13 protein-coding genes are annotated in these 21,197 nt (G+C 69.7%); 5 read left to right on the forward strand and 8 right to left on the reverse strand.

The annotated features are described in order from the left end of the window. The first annotated feature begins 550 nt into the window (after positions 1-550). From ACLZOT_RS29300 to ACLZOT_RS29310, 3 genes are read left to right on the forward strand one after another with little or no spacing between them, the layout of a single operon-like run. Entirely contained in the window at positions 551-1,708 is a 1,158-nt protein-coding gene (locus tag ACLZOT_RS29300) for a hypothetical protein (protein WP_416972120.1), read from the forward strand. Positions 1,709-1,740: 32 nt separating this feature from the next. Next, positions 1,741-4,986, forward strand: coding sequence for a hypothetical protein (locus tag ACLZOT_RS29305; protein ID WP_416972121.1), 3,246 nt, complete (start codon positions 1,741-1,743; stop codon positions 4,984-4,986). Continuing rightward, on the forward strand, positions 4,980-7,604 hold the full coding sequence (locus ACLZOT_RS29310; protein ID WP_416972122.1) for an RNaseH domain-containing protein: 2,625 nt from the start codon (positions 4,980-4,982) through the stop codon (positions 7,602-7,604). The genes ACLZOT_RS29305 and ACLZOT_RS29310 overlap by 7 nt, the downstream gene beginning before the upstream one ends. Before the next feature lie 159 nt (positions 7,605-7,763). Here ACLZOT_RS29310 and ACLZOT_RS29315 read toward each other — a convergent pair whose 3' ends face one another. The 6 genes from ACLZOT_RS29315 to ACLZOT_RS29340 all read right to left on the reverse strand — a co-directional run bounded on the left by ACLZOT_RS29315 (position 7,764) and on the right by ACLZOT_RS29340 (position 18,531). Further along, the gene (locus ACLZOT_RS29315) at positions 7,764-8,462 is read right to left on the reverse strand and encodes a restriction endonuclease (RefSeq protein WP_416972123.1); all 699 of its coding nucleotides are present in this window, start codon (positions 8,460-8,462) and stop codon (positions 7,764-7,766) included. A 157-nt stretch (positions 8,463-8,619) separates the two neighbouring features. After that, entirely contained in the window at positions 8,620-10,878 is a 2,259-nt protein-coding gene (locus ACLZOT_RS29320) for a Helicase associated domain protein (protein WP_416972124.1), read from the reverse strand. Between the two features lie 92 nt (positions 10,879-10,970). Further along, positions 10,971-12,005 carry a hypothetical protein gene (locus tag ACLZOT_RS29325; protein WP_416972125.1) on the reverse strand — a complete coding sequence of 345 codons (1,035 nt, stop codon included), beginning with the start codon at positions 12,003-12,005 and terminating at the stop codon, positions 10,971-10,973. Next, a complete protein-coding gene (locus tag ACLZOT_RS29330; protein ID WP_416972126.1) occupies positions 12,002-15,355 on the reverse strand; it encodes an AAA family ATPase in 3,354 nt (1,117 codons plus the stop codon). The genes ACLZOT_RS29325 and ACLZOT_RS29330 overlap by 4 nt, the downstream gene beginning before the upstream one ends. A 41-nt stretch (positions 15,356-15,396) precedes the next feature. Next, positions 15,397-16,566: an exonuclease SbcCD subunit D gene (locus ACLZOT_RS29335; protein WP_416972127.1), complete on the reverse strand. Its 1,170-nt coding sequence runs from the start codon at positions 16,564-16,566 to the stop codon at positions 15,397-15,399. A gap of 78 nt (positions 16,567-16,644) precedes the next feature. Then, positions 16,645-18,531, reverse strand: coding sequence for an ATP-binding protein (locus tag ACLZOT_RS29340; RefSeq protein ID WP_416972128.1), 1,887 nt, complete (start codon positions 18,529-18,531; stop codon positions 16,645-16,647). A 503-nt stretch (positions 18,532-19,034) separates the two neighbouring features. Between ACLZOT_RS29340 and ACLZOT_RS29345 the strand changes: the two genes are divergently transcribed. Both ACLZOT_RS29345 and ACLZOT_RS29350 read left to right on the forward strand, forming a co-directional pair. Further along, on the forward strand, positions 19,035-19,448 hold the full coding sequence (locus ACLZOT_RS29345) for a DUF2397 family protein (RefSeq protein WP_416972129.1): 414 nt from the start codon (positions 19,035-19,037) through the stop codon (positions 19,446-19,448). An 8-nt stretch (positions 19,449-19,456) separates the two neighbouring features. Then, complete coding sequence (locus ACLZOT_RS29350) at positions 19,457-19,828, forward strand: hypothetical protein (protein ID WP_416972130.1); 372 nt, start codon at positions 19,457-19,459, stop codon at positions 19,826-19,828. Here the strand turns inward: ACLZOT_RS29350 and ACLZOT_RS29355 are convergent. Then, positions 19,767-20,408, reverse strand: a complete 642-nt coding sequence (locus tag ACLZOT_RS29355; RefSeq protein ID WP_416972131.1) for a CoA transferase subunit B — start codon at positions 20,406-20,408, stop codon at positions 19,767-19,769. The genes ACLZOT_RS29350 and ACLZOT_RS29355 overlap by 62 nt on opposite strands. Beyond that, positions 20,408-21,178 (reverse strand): CoA transferase subunit A, encoded by a 771-nt coding sequence (locus ACLZOT_RS29360; RefSeq protein WP_416972132.1) that lies wholly within the window; start codon positions 21,176-21,178, stop codon positions 20,408-20,410. The genes ACLZOT_RS29355 and ACLZOT_RS29360 overlap by 1 nt, the downstream gene beginning before the upstream one ends. Positions 21,179-21,197 lie beyond the last annotated feature (19 nt).

Raw genomic sequence — 21,197 nt, forward strand, 5'->3', positions numbered from 1 at the left:
CGGAGAGCCTGTCGGCTCTTGAGTTGGCCTGTCGGCCAACTACGGACCTGACGGTCCGTAAGGTGACGCGTCGTCATGCCTGACGGCATGACTGTGTGTTGACTGGGCTGGCCCTGACGGGCCAACAGACAAACGAGGCGGGGCCTGGCGGCCCCGCTGTCATGTGCTCTGAAGGTGTCATGCCTGACGGCATGACAGTGGGGTTCGGAGTGGGTTGAGGTTCCCTGCCCTGCCGGGCAGGGATTGGGCACGTGTCGGCGCCTACGGCGCCGTGATGTCGTAAGGGTTTGTTAGACATTTATCCGGTTCCCCTCCCCTCCCCCAGGGCTTTGGCCCTGACGGGCCAACAAGACGGAGTGAGGCGGGGCCTGGTGGCCCCCGCAGCATGCCTGCCGACATGTCCTGTTTCTTGTGGTGCCCCGCTGTCGCGGGGCCCATCTTCGTTGCTTTTCGAGGACGTTGTCAGACCCGGCGTGTAGGTTCCGGGAGTTGTTGGCCCGTCTGGAATGGCCCCGAATACCGCTGGTGGGGCGTGGAGGGGTGATGAGCTGTGCCTGAAAGCCAACATGTTGTCGCTCGGAGGATCATTACCGCTGCTCTGCGAGCCGGTGCAGCGTGGATCAACCGGGTTGAGGAGCCTCGTGCGTGGCGGGAGCTGTCGCGTATGCATGGGGTGCTCTTGTCGAGTCTGCCGGTGGGGGCCGGTCCTTCGACGCCTGCCGAGATGACCGACTTGCTGCCGGTGCGCCTGCGGGAGTGGGTTCCTTTGGCGTGGGACGAACTGCCTTCTGCGATGGGGGATTTGGTTGTCCTGACGGACAACGGTGAGCTGACGGAGGAGGCTCACGAGGCGGGGATGAATTATCTGGAGGCCCTGTATGGGGACGACGGGTACTTCGATCTCGGTGGGACGTGGCTTCCGGCGTGGGTTCGACAGACGGCTGAGCAGACGGAGCGGGCTGCCTTTCGGCATATCCGCTCCGGCGGACAGGCCGGCTATGTGGCGGCGCGGACGATGCTGACCGAGGTGCCGTACGGGGCCGAGCGGGCGTTGGTCGAGGAGTACTCACGGCGTGGCGCGGCGCGGATGGACGTGTATTGGCCCCTTCCCTCGGACCGGGTGTGGGTGGGGGCGTCGTCGTGGTTGTGGCCGTGTCCTCAGTGCCGGTATCCGATGGTGCTGCGGGGTGGGCAGTTGCGGTGTGAGTATCCGCCGCATCAGAGCCGGTTCGGTCTGGTCGCGAACGGTGGCAAGCGCGATGAGCCGCCTGTACTGACGGGTGGGCGGGGCCGGTTGGTGACGGCTGCGGAGCCAGCGGAGGGCGTGTTGTGCCTGGACTGGGGGGTGTGGCGGTACATCACCTGTCCCGGGCTGAGTGAGGTGGGCCTGATGCAGTGGCTGGAGAAGCAGGAGGGGGTGCGGGTCGAGCGCTGGGAGAACCTGGACGAGTGGGATATCGGCGTCTACCTCGCGGACGGGCACTGCTGGCGAGTGGACGTCAAGGACCACCAGGACCCACAGACGATCATCGACCGGCCGCCTGCCGGGGAGACGGTGGTCGTCCCCAACTACCGGCGCAGCCAGGTACATCAGCTGCAGTCCGGGCTCGATGCGCTGCGGACTGCTGACGGACAGCGCTACAGCGTGTTCACGGTCAGCCGTTTCAAGGCGGCCGTGACGAAGCGGCTGAAGGGGGTGGGGGCATGACGTCGCCGAAGAACGCGAGGTACTCCGTCAGCGTGCCGCTGACGCTGCGGGCGGCGATCCTGCTGGCCGCGCGGGTGTTCCCCAACCGGGCGCCGCAGGAGCAGGCGGCCTGGCGGCGTGTGGTGGATCTTGCTGACGCGCACTTCCTGGCCACGGGGCAGATGCATCTGTGGGACGGCTGGCCTGTGCTGGCTCTGGCCGATCAGGTGCGGATCACGCGGATGCTGCGGCAACGGCCGGCGGTGCTGGCCTCCCATGCGGTGTTTGTCATGGAGACGGCAGCGGTCCTGGAGGGCGGTGAGGCGGTCGAGTTCGCCCCAGGCGACGGGGAGGAGCAGGTGCTGATACTCCCTTCAGGCGACGAGGAAGCCCTCATCGATGCCGTGCTGGACGAGCTCGAGGACAACGCGGCCAAGGGGCAGTCTCAGCCCAAGCCTGCGCCGCCCGGCTCCTACGTCAGCGACCTGCGGATCAGGGATCCGCTCAGCCCGTCGGGCCGGGTGGTGGACGTCTTCTACGACCTCGACTACCAAGGGGCCCCTGCTCCCAGCGTGGTGCAGGAACTGGGTGAGGCCCCGGTCGCGGACGAGGTGGAGATTCCCTTCGCCGACCTGGACGAGATCGCGGGCCGGCTCGATGCGCTGCGCGGGCAGGACTACCGGCGCAAGGCGGTCGCCGACATCCAGCAGCACGCCCGCGGCCGTGACGGCACCAGGGTGGGCGAGTTCCTGCGCGTTGAGGCAGGGCCGCTGCGGGTCTTCCACGCCCCCACCGGCATGGGCAAGAACGTCCTGAGTGAACTCGTCGCGGTGTGGTGCGCCCAGCAGGGCCGAGTGATCTCGCTGGTCGTTCCGCAGAGCGCGCAGGTCCTGGCCACGGTGTACCGGCTGGAGCAGGACCTGGCCGCCCTGGATATCTCCGCACAGGTCACGCCGGTCGTCTCCCCCGCCTCCATGATGGAGCTGGCCGAGCAGACGGCCGGCAACCCTCAGGACGACGCGGACTTCCGGACCTGGGTGTACCGGGAGATGTCCTACAGCTGCCCCCTGACCGGGCACGCCACCACCTCTTCCGAAGCGGTGGATACCTGGACGCCAGGCCAGGAGCCGTGCGACCAGCTCAAGCCCAACGGGCCCGCAGCGGACAAGACCCTGGCCTGCCCGTGGCGCGGCGGCTGCGGGAAGTTCCGCCACCACCGGGCCGCAGGTTCGGCGGACATCCTCGTCACCAACCATGCGAACTTCCTCACCGGGCACATCCACGCGCCGGTGGCGGGCCGGCCCGCCCCGGGGCGGCGCATGACGACCGAGCAGCTCCTGCTGCACCGCAGCCATCTGGTCATCATCGACGAGGCCGATGCACTGCAGGCGCAGGCCTTCGACCGGGCGGCCCGTCAGGTGCTGCTGGCCCAGGACGGTGCGGAGCACACCCCGGTACGCGATCTCGACAGCCAGTTCCGGCGCCACTGCCACCGGCTGCCGATGAGCCTCGAACAGCATCTGCGGCCGCTGATCAACCATCTGATGTGGCTGGCCGAGTCCTACGTGTCCCACCTCGTCGGCGGTGTCATCCAGCCCGACCGGGAACGGCGCAACATGGTTGTCCCGCGGCGCTGGGACGCCATGTTCGCCTCCCGGATCTTCCACCTGGAGGCGGGTGAACGGCCCACCGCTCAGCAGATGCAGGCGGTCAACCAGCTCTACAAGCGGGAGGGGCCGCTGGAGTTTGCCGATGAGATCGAGGGGCTGGCCGGGCTGAGGGAGCTGCTGTCCTCGGTCACGGACCTGGCCGGCGGGCAGGACCGGCTCACCCACGCCACCTTGCAGCGCATCGGGGAAGCCTTTGCGGGGATCACCGGTGAGAGCGGCGACAAGCGGCTGTCCTCACTGGCGCTGCTGGCGGCCCGGCGGGCGTATCTGGAGGAGATGGCCAGCATCCTGCACCGCATCGTCGGGGTCGCGGCGCCGCTGCAGGGAGCGGGGATCTCCGCCGGCAACAGCCTGGTGGACGCGCTGGCTTCGCACGTGCCGTGGCGGGCCGCCCCCTACGGCCCTTTGGGGCGTGCGCTGTTCGCGTTCTCCGAGACGTTCGACCCGGCCGACCGGCACCAGACAGCGCTGCGGCTGAAGTCCTATGTCGGGGATCCGCACACCCACCTGGCCTACCTTGGCGAGGTGACCGCGCTCGCCCATACCGGCACCCGCCGGGCGGTGATCGGGATGTCCGCCACGGCGTTCATGCCGTACGCGCCGCGTCATCACCTCCTGCCGGAGCCGGCCTGGTACGTGCCGGACGACGTCAACGGAAGCCTCACCGTCGAGCTGCAGCCCGGCCAGGACGACGGGGCGGGCATCGTGGTGTCCGGCACCGAGGGAACCAACCGTCACCGCGCCTACACGGCCATGGGGCGCAGTGTCGGCAAGGACCTTCCCGCGCAGCTCGACACGGTGGCCGCCGATCCGGCCACCGTGCACCGGGCGTATGCGCTGCTCGCGCCGACCGCCTACAACGCCGGCCCCGCGCTCGCCCGCGGCATGATTGACGCAGGGGTCGCGGCATCCGAGATCTGCGTGGCGGTGCGGCCGCAGGAGATGGCGGCGCTGGAGCGGATGCCGCCCGGCTGGGTGCCCATCCCCAGCAACCGGCTCGAGCAGTTCCCCCACGCCGTGGGCCACGGCCGGTGCCGGTACCTGATCGCCCCCATGGCCCGGGTCGAGCGCGGCCTGAACATCGTCGACCATGACGGGCGCTCCCTGCTGCATGTGGCCTGCCTGGTCAACCGGCCCATCCCGGTGATGGAAGATCCCCCGGTGCTGCTGTCCCTGGTCAACTCCCTCGCCTACCGTCGGCGGCGGCCCGGTCCGAATCCTGCGGCAGAGCTGGAGCGGCTGCGGATCGCGGCGGGCCAGATCTTCGACGACATCCGCAGCGGCCAGGGCTACTTCAAGACCTTGGGCGAGGACATCAAGCTCGCCGTCGTCGCGGAGATCCTGACCCGGCTGATCCAGCTGGGCGGCCGCACCCGCCGCGGCGGCGACCCGGGGCGGCTGCGGTTGCTGGACGCCGCCTTCACCCACACCGCCGCCGACTCCACGCTGCCCGCCCTTCTGAAGCAGCTGCGCGGGAAATGGCAGGACGAGGCCCACATGCCGCTGATCGATGCCGTCTACCGCAGCACCATGACCGACGCCCTGCTGGGCCTGGCGGTGCACTCCCCCAGCGGATACGCGAACGAGATCGAAGATGAGATCGAGGATGAGGAGTTGGGCGAATGGTGAGTGACGACCGCGGCCGCCTGTTCACCCTGTCCTTCCCGCTGGATGACCGGCTGCTGGGCACCGTGCACGTGTACCCGCAGGACGAGGCGTTCGCGCCGTCCTGGCGGCGGCTGCCCCGGCCTCGGGGCAGGGACGCCGTGCAGCCGATCGCGTCCCTGCAGACGGCGGCGCGCGCCGTGACCGGTGAGCGGCTGGTGTTCACCAACCCCGACCGGCCCGCCAGGACCGGCCGCTGGGCCGGGCGGAGCGTGATCGTCACGCCCGGGCCGCTGGACGAGGCCGTGGTGCGCACCCTAATGCGGGAGTGGGAGACGCGGCTGGACGGGCATGATGGCTGCGACACCCTCGCCGCCCTGCTGCAGCTGTCCGACGACGGGCCCCAGCCGCTCAGTTCGCTGCTGCACCGCGACACCCTGGGGCGGATCACCGGTCCCCGCTGGGCGTTTCGGGTGGCCGGGTGGCGGCTGGCGAGCATGCTGGCCGCCCAGCCTCTCCCCCTCGACGAGACCCTGCCCGCGCTGCGGTTCCACCTCGACAGCGAGGGCGACCTGCTGGCGTGGCAGGCCCCGCTGGTCCACGAGCGGACGTGGATCGACGAGGAGAGCGGCAAACGCCGGCGCATCGCCGGCTACGCCATGGAACGCATCCACATCGAGGTCGAACCCGCCCCCGGCGGACAGATGCTGATCGCGCATCTGTCGGCGCGGATCTCGCGCGTCGCCACCCACTACAAGGGCATCCGCAACGTCCTGCTGCGCCATCCCGTCAACCCGGACATCATCCTCAAGGCCCCGATCACCACCCGGTGGGAGAAGGGCCCGGACGGGTTCATGCAGCCCAAGGACGTCTCCTACCGCGGGGCGGCGGCCCAGATCGTCGAGGCCTGCGGCGTCGGCCGGCTGCCCCAGCCGCCCCTGACGGGCCTGGACGAACTGACAGAGGTGCGCGGGGTGCACCGCACGGGCAAGCACCCGATCGACAAGGGCGCCGGGGCGATGTTCCACGCCCGGCTCGAGGAACACGCCGCACGCGTCCTGGGCCAGGAGCCCGTCGTCTACACGGGGACCTCCATCAAGATCAGCAAGCCGGTCGGGGGTCTGCCGCCCTACGTGCCGGCCGGCAAGATGGCCGACGCCATGGCCTCCGCCCGCCTCGATGCGGTGCGCACTGTCGTGCTGTATGAGTCGGCCGCGTGGCACACGCGGGTGATGGGGCAGCTGGCCCGCGACTACGCGCGGCCCGAGCTGGCCGATCTGCCCGACGAGCAGCCGGTGGCCCTGGCGCCCGGCTACGAACTCGTCGCGGTGCGGCTGCCCGAACTGGTGCGCCACGGCAGCCACGACCGCGGCCTGATCCTCAACACCCTGCCCTGGTTCAAGCCCGGTGCCGGGCGGGCCTTGGTCACCGCCCTGTGCGAAACCCGCTACCCCAGCGAGCAGGAGAAGGAGGCAGGGGTGACGGATGCCAAGCACGCCCTCAAGGGGCTCTTCGCCGAGCGCGGCATCCCCTCGCAGTTCATCACCATGGACTCCGATCCGGGCGATCCCTACCGGCTGAACACACCCGAGAAAGTCGCGCGGGCCAAGGCCCGCAACGCCGGTCTGCCGGAGCCGGACATCGCCTACAAGGACGACCACGCGGTACAGATCGGCCTCGGCAGCCTGCACTCCGACTCCGGGATCATCGACAACCGGCTGGCCGCCACCGCCTTCCACCGCAACGCGCGGGACACCGCCCTGGACCGGGAGGCCGTCGCGGTGGGGCTGTGGACCCGCTCCCACCGCTTCGCCGAACGCCCCGGCCGCCCCCGCAAACCGGCCGTGCTGGCCATCACCCTGGTCGCCATGCGCATCCCGCTCGGCGAGGACGCCTACTGGCCCACCCTCATGTACAGCGACCGGGGCTGGCTCCCCCTGGCCCAGGCCCGGGCCCTGCACCATGCCGGGGCCATCGGCAAAAGAGGTCATCACCTGCGGGATGACCACGAGGGCCCGGACAACGTGCGCACCTACGTGGACGGGGCGCTGGCCGCGCTCAGGAACCAGTTTCCGATCATCGTGTTCGCCGAGGAGCGGGAGCGGATCTGGCCCGGGCTGTGCAACGACCGGCTCGGGGACGGCCATGTGCCCGGGCAGAGCCTGATCGCCCAGGGGTGGGATGTGGCGGTCGTCCGGGTCGGCAACGGGCAGGGCACACCCCAGCCGTCCCGGCGTACCGGCGGCGTGGGAAAGCTGCCGGCCAACCCACTGCAGCCGGTCATGCCGGAGAAGATCCTCTACCGTCACGACCACGAAGGTGTGGTGTCCTGGCTGTTTTCCGGGCAGTCCCGCCAGCACGCGGGCGGCCAGCGCACTGGCACCCAGTACACGCGCCGCACCCTGCCCGGCGGTCAACTGGCCCAGATGGGCGCCCCGTTCCACGCCATGACCCGCACCGAGTATGTAGTCGCCCACTGTGGTGGCTGGCGTGAGGAGCAGTTGGTCGGTCTTGCTGCCCGGGTCTCGGAGCAGGCGGCGATGTGGGATGGGCGGACCAATCTGCCTGCGCCGCTGCACCTGGCCAAGAGCGCTGATGAGAAGCATCCCGGCTTCGTCGACCAGGAAGGGCTGAGCGAGTAGCTGCAGTGACGGCGGGCGCGGCGGCTACAGACTCGGTGCCGGCGCAGCTGATGGGCTGTCGGCTGCTGCCGTGCCCCGCCCGGGCGGGGCCGGTGGCCTGTGTCGCTCCCCTCACCTGTCGCGATCCGAGCGGACTGCCCACCTGGGGCTTGTGGTTGGTTACTTGGAGTACGTCTGTTTCCAGCGTGCTCGGTGGCGGGCTTCTCCCTGCCCGCGTCCGTTGACGTCGGCCAGAGACAGCAACGGTGTCCCCTTGTTCCACAGGCCGAAGAAGTCACGGTGCAGGGTGAGGATGTGGTGCTCGACCGCGAACGCCTCGGCTTGGGGGCTGAAGCGTGTGGTGGCGACGAAGATGGCAACATCCGCAGCGAAATGCACCTTCGCTCCCAGGAGATCACGCACTTCGCGACTGGCGATGGTCCGGTGGGGTGCGTACCGCTTGCACTGGATCACCATGCTTCGGCCATCGGGCAGCTGGCCGAGCACGTCGGCTCCGTTGTCCCCGCTCCCGCCCACTCGGCGTACCTGGGTGCAGCCGTCACGGCGGCATAACTCGGCGACTACTTCCTCGAACTCGGTGCCGGACATCGCGTCGATGGCAGTCAGCGTCCGTTGTCCCGCTGCGATCTGTTCCTGTCGCCTCCAGGCGTCGTCCTTGTTGCGCAGCAGCCGGTCGGTTCGCCACAGCCGCCACACCATCCAGCCGATTCCCGCAGCGGCAAGCAGGGCGCCGAGGTACAGCAACAACATCGGCCGCAGCAGGCCTAGCAGGACCAGCGCGGCAAGCGCTCCTGCTGCTGCTTTGTTCCGGGCGGTGCGTCGTCTGCGCATCGCCTTGCCCTTGCGTTTGGCCGCCATTTCTGCCCCCTCTTGCACCGGCCGGGATGGATTCCTCCCTGCTGTGCAGTGTGGGCATGCCGTACGGGTCCGCCAGGGCGCAGTCAGGCCATTGGCTTGAATCTCTCTCGGCTCTGTCGGCTGGCTCAGCCGACCCCGTCGATGGGGGCTCGCCTGCCTACAGGCCGAGTTCGGCCAGCGCCTCCTGTCTGTTCGGGCTGAGCGCCGTACGGCGGCGGCGCAGGTTGCTAAGCCACTGCCCCAGACGGACCGAGTCTCCTTCAACCTCCTCGATATGCCGCTGGGGGACGTCGAGATGGCCTTCCCGTTCGCGGAACGCCCGGGCGGCGGCCAGCCCGCGCTGGAAGGTGCGCTCGCGCGCCGGCAGGCGGTTCCCCTCCGCCGGTACGGCGGGCGCGTCGGGCAGTTCGACGGATCCCAACTCCTTGAGCAGGCCTCTTTGTTCAGGCTGCAGGCGGTCGAAGCGCGCGCGCTGGGCTTCGAGCCATGCCTGTGCCTGGGAGGCCCTGTCGTTGTCTACCAGGCTCTGGCGAGCGGCGTGGTAGGCGCGTTGCCAGGTGATCGGCCAGGGCGGGTTCCACCACCGGTCCAGGGCGGTGAGGGCAGCGGCGCGCTGGGCGGTGAGGGTCTCGGCGCGGGTGCGCTGGGTGGCCAGCCAGCGGCCGAGGGCGAATCCGTCGTGGATCTCGTCGACGGGGGCGGCGAGGTGGCCGTAGCGGGCGGCGTAGGCGGCAGCGTGGGCCAGTGCGCGGTCGAAGGCCTGCTGGCGAGGGTCCCAGATGATGCCGAGGCGTTCGAGGGCCTGGACACGTACGGCGTCGAGCGTGCCCTTGGTGTGCAGGTGGCGTTGCCAGGTCAGCCAGCGTCCCAGGGGGTAGCCGGTGGGGTCTTCGTAGGTCTGCGGGACGTCGAGGTGGTGGTGGGTGTGGCGGAAGCGGCGGGCCGCGGCGAGGCCGCGGCGCCATTCGGCGCTCTTGGGGGCCAGAACGCGCAGGGACAGGGCGAGGGCGATCTCGTCGGCCTGGGTGGGGCGGTCGAAATGCAGCCAGGCTTCGGGGTCTTCGGGGGGCATGGTGGGGCGGTGGGTGCGCGGGTCGGACAGCCGGGCGTCGAGGCGGTCGTCGTGGGCGCGCAGAGCCTGGATGGTGCGCCACAGCGGGGTGTAGGCGTCGGCGCCGAGGAGGTCGTCGGGGTCTTCGTCGGGGGTGAGGTAGACGGGGACGACGAGGGTGGCCTTCTTGCCGGCGCCGGGGTGCTGGCGCAGGGCGCGGCCGACGGCCTGGACGGTGTCAACGGGGCTGTTCTTGGGGTCGACGAAGACCACCGCGTCGATGTCGGGCACGTCGATGCCCTCCCCCAGCACGCGGGCGTTGGACAGGACGGCCGGTGCGTCGGGGCTGGTGTGGGAGGTGAATTCGAGCAGGAGGCGGCGGCGGATCTGCGGGGTGTGGCTGCCGCTGACCCAATCCGCCCACAGTCCCCGGGGGCGCAGGAGGTCGGGAAGGGCGGCGGCCGTCTCCGTGAGGGTGGTGGCGAAGGCGCGGGCGTCGGCGACGCGGTGATGGAAGGTGAGGATGCGGCGCAGTTTGTGGTCGTGGATGGCGCGCAGGGCGGCGACCTGGCGGCCGGCCAGGTGCAGGCCGTCGACGCCCGCGCCGGCTCCGGTGGCGAGCCAGTCGCGCAGGTCGGTGTCGGTGACGACGGGGACGAGGATCTGGTAGTCGGCGAGCAGCCCGAGATCGATGGCGTCGGAGAGGTTGAGGTGGTAGGCGACGGGGCCGAAAAGGGTCTCGTCGTCCATGGAGGCCACTGTCTCTGTCCCGTCGCCGTCCGGGGCATCTTCGGGGTCCCAGATGCGGGGGGTGGCGGTCAGGTAGAGGCGGCGGGCGGCGGGGACCTGGTCGTCGTGGTGGACGGCTGCCCAGGCCTTGCCCAGGCGGCCCGCGGTGCGGTGGGCCTCGTCGACAACCACCAGGTCCCAGGAGGGCAGGCGGTGGTCGCGGTGGGCGGCGATGACGGCGGGCAGGGAGGCGTAGGTGGCGTAGACGGTGACCGGACCGGAACTGAACTGCGCTGCCAGGGCGGCCAGTTCGGCGGGGTTCGTGGTGAGGGGAACGTCGGCGCCGAGCGGTTCATGGTCGAGGGCCTGGCGTTGTGAGCACACGGCGATGGTGGTGCCCTTGCGGCCGGCCAGGCGCCAGGAGCGGATCGTCTGGGACAGCAGATCCAGTGTCGGCAGCAGCACCAGCACCTGTCCGCGTGGGGCGATGCGGGCGGTGGTGCGGGCGGCGATGAGGGTCTTGCCGGTGCCGCAGGCCGCGATCACGCTCGCGCGGGTGTGATTGCCGAGGATGCGGGTGGTCGCCGAGACGGCTTCCCTTTGGTGGGGGCGCAGTTCGAGGGCTGTGGTGGCCATGAGGGGTGCCGCTCCGGGGCGTGAGCTGGTGAGGCGGTCATGGGTGTTGCAGGGGTGTTCTGCTCGGTGGTGTTGCGGGCGGGTGTGGGCGTTCAGCTTACCGATGCCACGCGTAGGGCGCGGCTGAGCAGGATGGGGTTGCCCAGGTGGCGGCGTAGTTCTCTCTCCAGTCCGGCGACCGGCACCAGGTTCTGCGGAGCCCGGGTGTCTTTGTACTCGATGCTGGCGTATCGCGGCAGGAGGGCCTGGGAGAGGTTGGCCAGCTCGATCGCTGCGGCTGCGGGGATGTTGGCGGCACATTCCAGTCGCACGATCCCGGCCCATGGGGCGCCGGGGGTACACGGGAGCCGCAGGTACCAGGCGTGGCGGTCCCAGGAGGTGCCCATCAAGAACACCGGGCTGCGTTCGCCGGGGGCGAGTGTGGCGATCATGGCGTGCAGGTTGGGTGGCAGGTAGGCGGTGCGGTGGGACTTGATGAATCCCAGGGCGCGCGGCAGGTGGGTGCGGCCGCGCAGTGGGCCGTCCACGACCAAGAGGTCCGAGCCTTCGGGGATGCCGTGGCCGGTCAGGGCGGTGCGGGCGTGGGTGGCGACGAGGACCTCGAGGTCGGTGAGTTGGCGTTGCAGTGCCGTGGAAAGGAGCACGGCGAGATTCTGGTCCTCGTCGTCAGGGGTGACGGTGGCTCTGTAGGTGCCGGCGGTGGTGGGCACGTCGGCGGCGTTGGTGGCGGTGGTGAACAGGCCGCGCCGGTAGTCGATGCTCAGCAGGTGTGCGCCGCGGTCGGGGCAGCAGCAGACGGTGCCTGCCGCGTAGGAGGCGCACAGGGCCATCTGGGCGTCCCTGACGGTGTTGCCGGGGCTGGTGGCCGGTTCGGCGGAGGGTGGCTGTTCGATCCAGATGCGGGCTTCGACGCGGCGGACGCCGTCGACGAACAGGACCGCGCCTGGTGCGGATACCTGGGAGGGCGAGATGGGTTTCCAGTCGGCCGACGCGAGTTCGGTGTGGGGGGTGACCTTGGCGGTGGAGTCGGCGATGCCGTGTTCGGCGTTTTCGACGCTGGAGCCGTAGGTGGGGTCCCAGCCGTCGACGTGGAACCGCATGCGGGATGCCTGTGCTGCGATGGTCATGTGCCCTGCCGGGTGACGGTGGAGGTGCGGGTGTCGCGCTGGACGTGAAACTGGACCGGGATCTGTTCGGCGAGTGCGGTGACGTGGGTGATCACTCCGACCATCCGCTCTCCCTGCGCGAGGTTTTCCAGGGTGTCGGCGACGGTCTGGAGCGAATCGGCGTCGAGGGTGCCGAACCCCTCGTCGAGGAAGATGGATTCCAGTTTCGTGGCGCCTCCCAGGCCGGCCAGTTGGTCGGAGAGGGCCAGTGCGAGGGCCAGGCTGGCCTGGAAGGTTTCGCCGCCGGACAGGGTGCGCACCGAGCGTGCGGAGTCGGCGTCGAAGTGGTCGATGACGTAGAACTCGCCCTTTTGGTGGCTGAGGTCGAAGCGGTCGCCTGACAGTTGGCGCAGTGACAGGGAGGCGCCGGCGACCAAGGTGTCGAGGGCTGAGTTGGCGAGCCACTGGGGGAACTTGTTGGACCGCATCAGCCGGGCCAGTTCGGCGGCCACCTGTTGCTTGGTGCGGGCGGTCTCGATCCTTTCTTGTATCACGGCGGCTTCGGCACGGCTGCGTTGGATCGTTTCGACCTGGCCGCGGGCGCGTTCGGCGGCGACCGCGACGATCCGCGGGGCCTGTGCGGCCCGCCCTGGAGTGCCGCCGAGGTCGTGGGGATCCAGGTCGTTGTCGCGCAGGAGTGTCTCCAGGCGGGCCAGGAGCTGGTCGGCTTCGGCGTGGGCGCTCTGGGCGTCGGATTCTGCGCGCGCGGTGGCGGCCTGCCGGTCGCTGACCGACCGGCAGGCCCAGCCGGTCAGGGCGGCCCAAGCGGCGTCGAGGTCATCGGTGTCCAGGCTCGGTGGATTCAGCGCCGCCACCGTATCCCGGCTGGTGGTCAAAACGGATCGGGCTTTCGCGGTGCGGTCTTGCCACTGTGCCTGCTCGGCCGCCGCTGCCTTGGCTGTCTTTCGTGTGTCGCCGGCGTCAGCGGTGGCTGTCTTCACGGCCGCCTCGAGGCGGGCGCATTCCTCGAACAGGGCCGTCAGTTCGTCTTCCGGCGGCGCCTGGTCCAGGAGCGTATCGAGTTCGCTCAGGCGGCCGATCAGCTTCGTCTTTTCGAGGTCGGCGGTTGCGGCGTCCCGGACAGCTTCGGTGTGCGCGGTCTGGGCGTCGGCCTGCGCACGGTCGGCTTCCTCCCGCGCAAGGGTCGCGTCCGCGTGAGCCTTTTCGGCGTCGGTGGTTGCGGCTGCGGCGGCTTCGAGATCGCGTTCTGCGGTGGTGCTCTGGGCGCGGGCCCAGGCCTCCAGGCCGGCCCAGTTAGTGGTGAGGTCGTCGGTGTCGGCTGGCGGCGGATCGAGGGCGGCCACCGTGCCCAGCGTCGAATGCAGGGCGTTGCGGGCCTGGTCGAGTTCGCGCTGCAGCGCGGCCACGGCCGCCGTGGCGGAATCGTGCGCGGTTTGAGCCGTCTGCAACGCGTCGCGGGCCTGCTGCTCATCAGCAGTCAACTGGTCGCGGGATGCGGTGAGTTTGTCGAGTTGGGCGCGGTCGGCGGTGCAGTCACGGTCGGTGCCGGCGAGGCGGCCGGGCAGCAGCGTGGCCAGCCTCGTGTCGAGCAGGGAGCGCTGGGTGGTGAGTTGGTCGACGGTTCGCTGTTTGTCGGCGGCCTTCGATTTGGTGTCTTCGTGTTGGGCCAGCAGGTCACGGTGCTCTTTCGCGGCCGCCGCCTGCGCCTCCTTGGCTGCGCTCAGCGCGGGGTCGGACAGCGGCGGCGGGAGGGTGGTGACGTTCTGCTCGCAGACCGGGCAGTCGTGGCCCACCTGAAGCTGGGGGCGCAACTGGGCGGCACCGGCAAGGGCTTGAGCCTGCTCGAGTGTGGACGTGGCCGTGTTCAGGCGCGCCTGTGCGCCGGCCACCGCCTCCGCGGTCCGGCTGGTCGTCTCGGCGCAGGCGTCCCGTTCGCCGGTGGCGTCGGTGAGCTTGCCGATGACGTCGATGAGTTGGTCGAGGGTCTGGCGCGCGTCCGTGAGGCGGCTGCCGTCGCCAGCGGCGGTCAGTGCACGGGAGGCCTGCTCGTGCGCGTCCCGGGCCGCGGTCAGCTGCCCGGCGGCGGCTTCAACCTCGTCGGCATGGGCGGCCGCGCGGCTGGTCAGGTCGGTGACGCCGTCCGGAGTGCGGACGCCAGCGAGCAGTTGCCGGCGATGCTGAACTTTCTCGTGCGTCTGCCGGGCGTGGTCGCGGCGCTCACGGGTCTCCTCGGCGACGTGGCGTGCCTCTTCGACGGCGTCCTTCGACACCTTCAGCTGTTCTTCGCGCTGCGTCACCTCCCCCTGAGCGCGCTCCGCATCGGCAACGACGCCGTCGCGGCGCCCCACCAGGGCCGCCTTCTCGGTGTACCAGTCGCGGGTGCGGGTCAGGTCGGTGCGCTGGGGGCCAGCCTGGGCCTCCTTGGTGGCATCGGAGAGGGTCTGAGCGGCCGTGTCGGCGGCCTCACGGGCCTGCCGGGCCGCTGTCTGTGCCTGGGTGGCCTGACGTTGCAGCTCTTCGATGCCGTCGGGGGTGCGGAGGGAGGTCAACAGCGTGGTCTCGCCGCGCAGCGTGTCGGCTCGGGCGTCGGCCTCGTGTGCGCGGGCGTGTGCCTCGGTGATCTGGGGCACGAGTTGGTCGACGGTGACGGCCAGTTGCTCCAGCGCCTCGACACGCGCCTGGGCGGCGGCCTCGGCTTCGGGGGTGGCGTCGGCGTGCCGGCTCAGCTGATCGCTCAGGATCTCGACTTCGTTGGCTGCCTTGTCGGCCTGGGCGCCGGCGCGTTTGCCGATGCCTTCGTACTGGGCGGCACCGAGGAGTTTGAGGAGGATCTGCTGCCGTGCGCCGGCGTTGGCGGACAGGAAGCGGGCGAATTCGCCTTGGGGCAGGACGACGCACTGGCAGAAGTCGTCGAAGGACAGGCCGAGCAACTGCTCGATGGCGGCGTTGAGTTCCTTGATGTCCCCGGCCAGTACTTCCGGCTGCGGCCCGTCTGCCTCGACCTCGGTGGCGGTGGGGTCGGTGAACTGCACCAGGCTGACGGACTTCTGCTGGATCTGCTGGCCGGTGCGGCGGACCTCGCGGGCGACCTGGTAGCGCTGCGAGCCGACGTCGAAGGTGAGCGAGACGGTGCACCGGTTGCTCGTGGGGGCGAGTGCGTAGGCGATGGCGTTGCTGCGTCCCCATCGGTAGGCCGAGCCGTACAGGGCGAACGTCAGCGCGTCGAGGAGGGTGGACTTGCCCGAACCGGTGGGGCCGACGAGGGCGAAGTAGTCGGTGTCGGTGAAGTCGACCACGGTGGGTGCGCGGAAGCCGGCGAAGCCGTTGAGCTCCAGGCGAACGGGACGCATCTGTGGGATTCCTTTGAGCGGGCGGAGGCAGGCCTCTGGGGTCAGGAGCGGGCGGTCGAGCGGGTCAGGTCGTCGTGCAGCTGGTTGAACAGATCCGTGACCCGGTCGTCTTTGACACCGACGCTGTCGCAGTAGTCGGCAAACAGCTGCGCAGGCGTCCTGACCGGCTGGTGGACGCCGATCCCCGCCGTGGCGCCGGTGCTCGCGTGATCGGGGTGGATGAGGATCTGCAGGGCGTTGGGGAGGGCTTCGTACAGGTCGTCGCGCATGCCGGCGTAGGCGGGCTGGGTGACCACGAGCCGGAGGTAGTCCTCGCCGTAGCCGGCGGGGTCGGCGGTCAGCTGGGCGACGGTTCCCTCGAGGGTGCGCAGTCTGCGGCCGGCCGTGACGGGGATGTCGGTGATCTGGGCGGGGGTGCCGGGGGTGGCCTCGACGAGGCAGACGACGTTGATGTTGTTCTGCTCGCCGAAGTCGATGGCGTAGGGAGAGCCGCTGTAGTGCACCGGGCAGGCGGCGGGGATGTGCTGTCGGCGGTGCAGGTGTCCCAGGGCCACGTAGTGGGCGTCGACGGGGAAGATGGCGGCCGGCACGTGGTATTCCATGATGGATTGGGCGGGTCGCTCGCCGCCGCCGAAGGTGCCGCCGGTGCAGGTCAGGTGGGCCATGATGATGTTGACGGCGTCCGGGGTGAACGCTCCGGTCAGGTTGGCCAGGACGTCACGGACGAGCTGGTCGTAGGCGCCGACGTTCTGCGACGGGGTGTTGGCGATGATCTCCGCGGCGCGGACGGCGTAGCGCTGGGAGAGGAACGGCAGGACGGCGACGTTGACGGGCTCGTCGGTGGACTTGGCGCGGAAGGTGTGCACGCCGCCCTTGGAGGCCGCTCTGGCCTGGCCGTAGACGTGGATGCCGGCGACGTTCATCAGCGGCCGGTAGGCCTCGAACGTGGCGCCGTGGTCGTGGTTGCCGGCGATAACGATGACCTCGATGCCCTGCTTGGCCAGGCGCAGCAGGGTGCGCACGACCAGTCTCTGGGCCTCCGCGGTCGGTGCGGCGTTTTCGTAGAGGTCGCCGGCGATGAGAACGGCGTCGACGTCGTGGCCGATCGCGATCTGGGTGATCTCTTGCAGGACGCCTGTCTGCTCCTCGAGCCGGTTGCGGCCCTTGAGGGTTTTACCGATGTGCCAGTCGGAGGTGTGAAGGAACTTCACGGGGCTGGGTCCTTTTCGGGTGGCTGAGGCAGAGCAGCGGGGCGCGTGGGTGCGCCGGGGAGGGCGGCGGCCGGACGGTCAGTAGGGCGGCTCGTCGATGGCGCCGTCGTCGGTGTCGTCGGGCCACGGATCGCTCTCTGCCTGGGGCAGCCTGCTGAACGGGTCCGGTCGCGTCACGCCGCCGGTGGCCTGGCTGGCTGCGCGGATGCCGGTGGAGAAGGTGGGGCTGGCGACCTCGGAGAGCCGGGTGGCCCAGGCGGGGAAGGGGAATTCGACGGCCAGCGGCACAGGGATCTCCGGCTGGGAGACGAACATGGTGCCGGGCCTGGCGAGCGTGGCGCGCTGGCGCTGCGAGGCGGGCAGGAAGCCGTACTCGGGGCGGCCGGCCTCGGCGGCGTCGAGCCGTCCGACGATTTTGATCGAGGAGTTCGACACGATGCGCCGTTCCACCTCGGAGGCGGTCTGCTGGGCTCCGATGAGGATGATGCCGAGTGAGCGGCCGCGTTCGGCGATGTCCAGCAGTACCTCCTTGATCGGGGAGGATCCCTCGCGGGGGGCGTACTTGTTGAGCTCGTCGACCATCGTGAACAGCAGGCCGCCCGGGCCGGCTTGCTCCTTGCGGGCGGTCTCCGCGGCCAGCACGACACCGACGACGAACCGCTGGGCCCGTTCCGGCAAGTTGTGCAGGTCCACCACGGTGACCTGCTGCTGCGAGGTGTCGATGGAGTGCGACACGGGGTGGTCGGTGACCGTGCTCAGGTCGCCGCGCAGCAGGGGCCCGAGCGGCCGCTGGGACGACCGCAGCCGCCGCACGAACGCGTTCACCGTGCCCAGGCCGATGGCCGGGCCCGCCCAGTCCGCGCGGGTGACGTCGTCGGTGACCTTGTTGCAGATGAAGTCGACCAGCTCCCGCCAGGTGCGGAGGATGGTTCCGTCGATTGTGACCGCGCCGTCGTTGCCTGCGGGCTGGGCCTCGCGGCTCAGCCGGCTGGTGACCTGGTGCACGACGATCGTGTACTGGTTCTTCTCGTCCTCGACGTCCGCGAACACATACGGCAGCAGCTCGCGTTCGCAGAACTCATGCAGGGTCCACCAGAACGCGGTGACGCCGCTGGTCCTGCCGGCGACGTGGGGGCGGCCGGTGGTGTCACCGGGCAGCGGCGGGGCGTAGAAGCCGGCCGAGGCGAAGGGCCGGGCGGGCAGGCCGAGTTGGGCGTACGCGGCGCTCAGCTCCCCGTCGAGGCGGGTGTTGGGCTGGTCGACGAACAGCAGGTCCTCGCCCTTGACCGAGAAGATCAGGGCCTTGGCGTTGACCGCGCGGGCACCCAGGGCGCCAGAGGTGAACAGCGAGTGCAGCAAGAACAGCGCGAAGCTGGTCTTGGTGGCCACTCCGGAGATACCCGAGATCGACACGTGGGCGCCACGGGTGCCGTCGAGGAACTCGAGGTTGAGATAGATCGGTTCGCCGTCGCGGCCGATGCCGGCGGGAACACGCGCGTCCATCCGATCGAAGTAGAGCGCGGCGTCCCGGGCCGCGCCCGAGGCCCGGATGGCGGCCTCGCCGGGGCGGGGCGGGACATAGCACTCGGGGTCGACGCGGGTGGTGGTGACTTCGGCAATCTCCTGCACGGTCGCCGGCAGGATCCCGTCGGCGATGAGGAACACGTCCGAGCCGAACGCGGCCCCCTCGTGGCGGGCGACCACCTCGGTCACCACACCGGAGGTGACGACCGTGCCCCGTCCCGGGATCTCCCGGCGGGTACTGACCACATCGTCGAGCTGCAGATACGCGTCCGGGGAAAGAGCCACGTGGAACTTCAACGGCGTGGAGTCCTCGGTACCCGCTACCTTCCCCACCTCCTCTTCGGCATCGCCACTGGCGAGGAGATCCGCCGGTGACTGCCGACTGCTCGCAGGTGCGGAGATACGGCCGTAGACGGCGCTGCGGGGCTCAGAGTCGGTCATCTGCTGTTCCCTGTATCGGTCTTGCGGTGTCGGGTACTGCCGACTGCGGTGGATATCTGTCGGAGCACCGAACATCGGGTGCTATCTGCAAGTACAGACCGTAACTAACGGGATGCCTGCTGCGAGGGGTTTTGTCGAGAGCAGGGAGAAATCAAGGCAGGCCCGAGGGCGGTGCGCTGATACAAAGCAGGAGCGCCTGGGCGCGGCAGCATACCCCTGGCTCGGGAGCCATATAGGCCAACGAACCCGCCGGATCAGGCAGGCCCGAGACACTGGCGCTGGCGGACGGCTTCCGCTAGCCCACAGGCCGACGCTCTGTCAAAAACCGATCATTTTCGGTCCTTACTGATCGATTGCCGGGAAGTGGATGCTTCCGGCCCTAATCTGATCATCGGTACCTTCCTGGCCCCTTGCGGCCCGGAGCCAGAGGGGGGACGGGAGCGGAGGAAGGCTACTTCGGGGGCGAAGACGAGTTAGCCGAGCGGCGCGATCTCTTCAGGTATGTGACGGTCCACAATGCAACCGAATACCTCGCCATCATGGACCAGTTCACGCAGACGCTGCTGACCGACCTGTCCGCCGCGGAGGTCAGCGAGGCCCTGGCGAAACGCGGTATCGCCCTGTCCCCGGAGGATGCGAAGGCCCGCTGCGCCAGCCTGGTCCGCTGGAAGAACCTCATGCCGTCCGCACGCGACCCCCGTGTCCCCACAGTCACCGCGCTGCGCCACACCCTGGCCCGTTTCCAGGTCACCCGGCTCGGCGGCACGGTCCACCAACAGGTCACCAAGGTCCTGCAGATGCGCGACAGCACGCGGGAGGTGGCACGCGAACTGCTCGGCAGCATGGCCGCGTTGCTGTCGAAGATCCTCAGCCGGGCAACGTCCGCGATGCGCGGGCACCGCTCCGCATCGCCCTGATCAACGCCGTGCCCGTCACGGTGTTCCTGCTGGTGCTGTTCATCTACCCGATCATCGGGGTGCTCTCCCTGAGTCTGAAGGGTGACAACGGTGCCTTCACACTCCACTGGTACACAGACGCCCTCAGCGGCGCCAACCTCTCCGTACTGATGTCGACGATCAGAATCTCGGCGGAGACAGCCCTGCTGAGTCTGCTGGTCGGTTTCGTGCCGGCATACGCCATCGCCCGCATGTGGCCGGTCTTCGCCGCCCTGGGCATGCTGAGCGTGGTCGTGCCGCACTTCATCAGTGCCCTGGTGGGCACTTACGGGTGGATCATCATGCTCGGTGAAATCTGGTCACCTCGGCGGCGGTCTTCGCCCGGACCTCCTCCGCCGTGACTCCGGGGGCGGTCTCCACCAGGATCAGGCCGTCCTCGGTGACGTCGAGGACGCCCAAGTCGGTGATGGCGCGGTTGACGCATGCTCTGCCGGTGAGTGGCAGCGAACACTCGCCGACGATCTTCGGGCTGCCGTCCTTGGCGGTGTGAGTCATGACGACGATGACCCGCCGGGCCCCGTGCACCAGGTCCATGGCCCCGCCTATGCCCGTGACCATGGCGCCTGGAACGGCCCAGTTGGCCAGGTCACCGCGGGCAGAGACCTGCATGGCTCCGAGGACGGCGGTGTCGATGTGTCCGCCGCGGATCATGCCGAACGACAAGGCGGAGTCGAAGAACGAGGCTCCGGGCAGGACGGTGACGGTCTCCTTGCCCGCGTTGATCAGGTCCGGGTCGGCCTCGTACTCGTACGGGAAGGGGCCGGTGCCGAGGATGCCGTTCTCCGATTCGAGCACGACGTGGACACCCTGGGGAAGGTGGTTGGGGATCAGCGTGGGCAGCCCGATGCCGAGGTTGACGTACTCGCCGTCGCGCAGTTCCCGGGCCGCGCGGGCGGCCATCTGGTCGCGTGTCCAGGCCATCAGGCCCGCACCTCCCGGGCCGTGACAGTGAGCTTCTCGATCTTCTTGTCGGCGGTCTGCTCGGGGGTGAGCGCCACCACGCGCTGGACGAAGATGCCCGGCAGATGAATCTGATCGGGGTCGATCGCACCCGGCTCGACCAGCTCCTCGACCTCGGCGACGGCGATCCGGCCCGCCATGGCCGCCAGCGGGTTGAAGTTGCGGGCGGACTTGTTGAAGACCAGGTTCCCGTGCCGGTCGCCCCTGGCGGCCCGCACCAAGGCGAAGTCGGTGGTGATGGCGCGTTCCAGGACGTACTCGACGCCGTCGAACTCACGGATTTCCCCGGACGGCGAGGACATGGCCACCGCGCCGTCGCTGCCGTAGCGCCAGGGCAGGCCGCCCTCGGCGACCTGGGTGCCGACGCCGGCCGGTGTGTAGAAGGCCGGGATGCCGCAGCCACCGGCCCGCAGCCGTTCGGCCAGCGAGCCCTGCGGGATCAGTTCAAGCTCCAGTTCGCCACCGAGGTACTGGCGGGCGAACTCCTTGTTCCCGCCGATGTAGCTGGCAGTGATGCGGGTGATGCGACCCGCGGAGAGCAGGACCGCAAGGCCCGACTCCAGGGCGCCGCAGTTGTTGGACACGACGCCGAGGCCACCGACGCCCCTGTCGTATACCGCCTGGATCAGTGTGTTCGGCACGCCACTGAGGCCGAAGCCGCCGACCGCGATCGACGCCCCGTCACGGATATCCGCCACGGCCTCGTCAGCCGTGGTGACCACCTTGTCCATGCACTCACCTTGTATTCGT

The sequence above is a fragment of the Streptomyces sp. 4F14 genome (assembly GCF_048159485.1).
Taxonomy (GTDB): Bacteria; Actinomycetota; Actinomycetes; order Streptomycetales; family Streptomycetaceae; genus Streptomyces.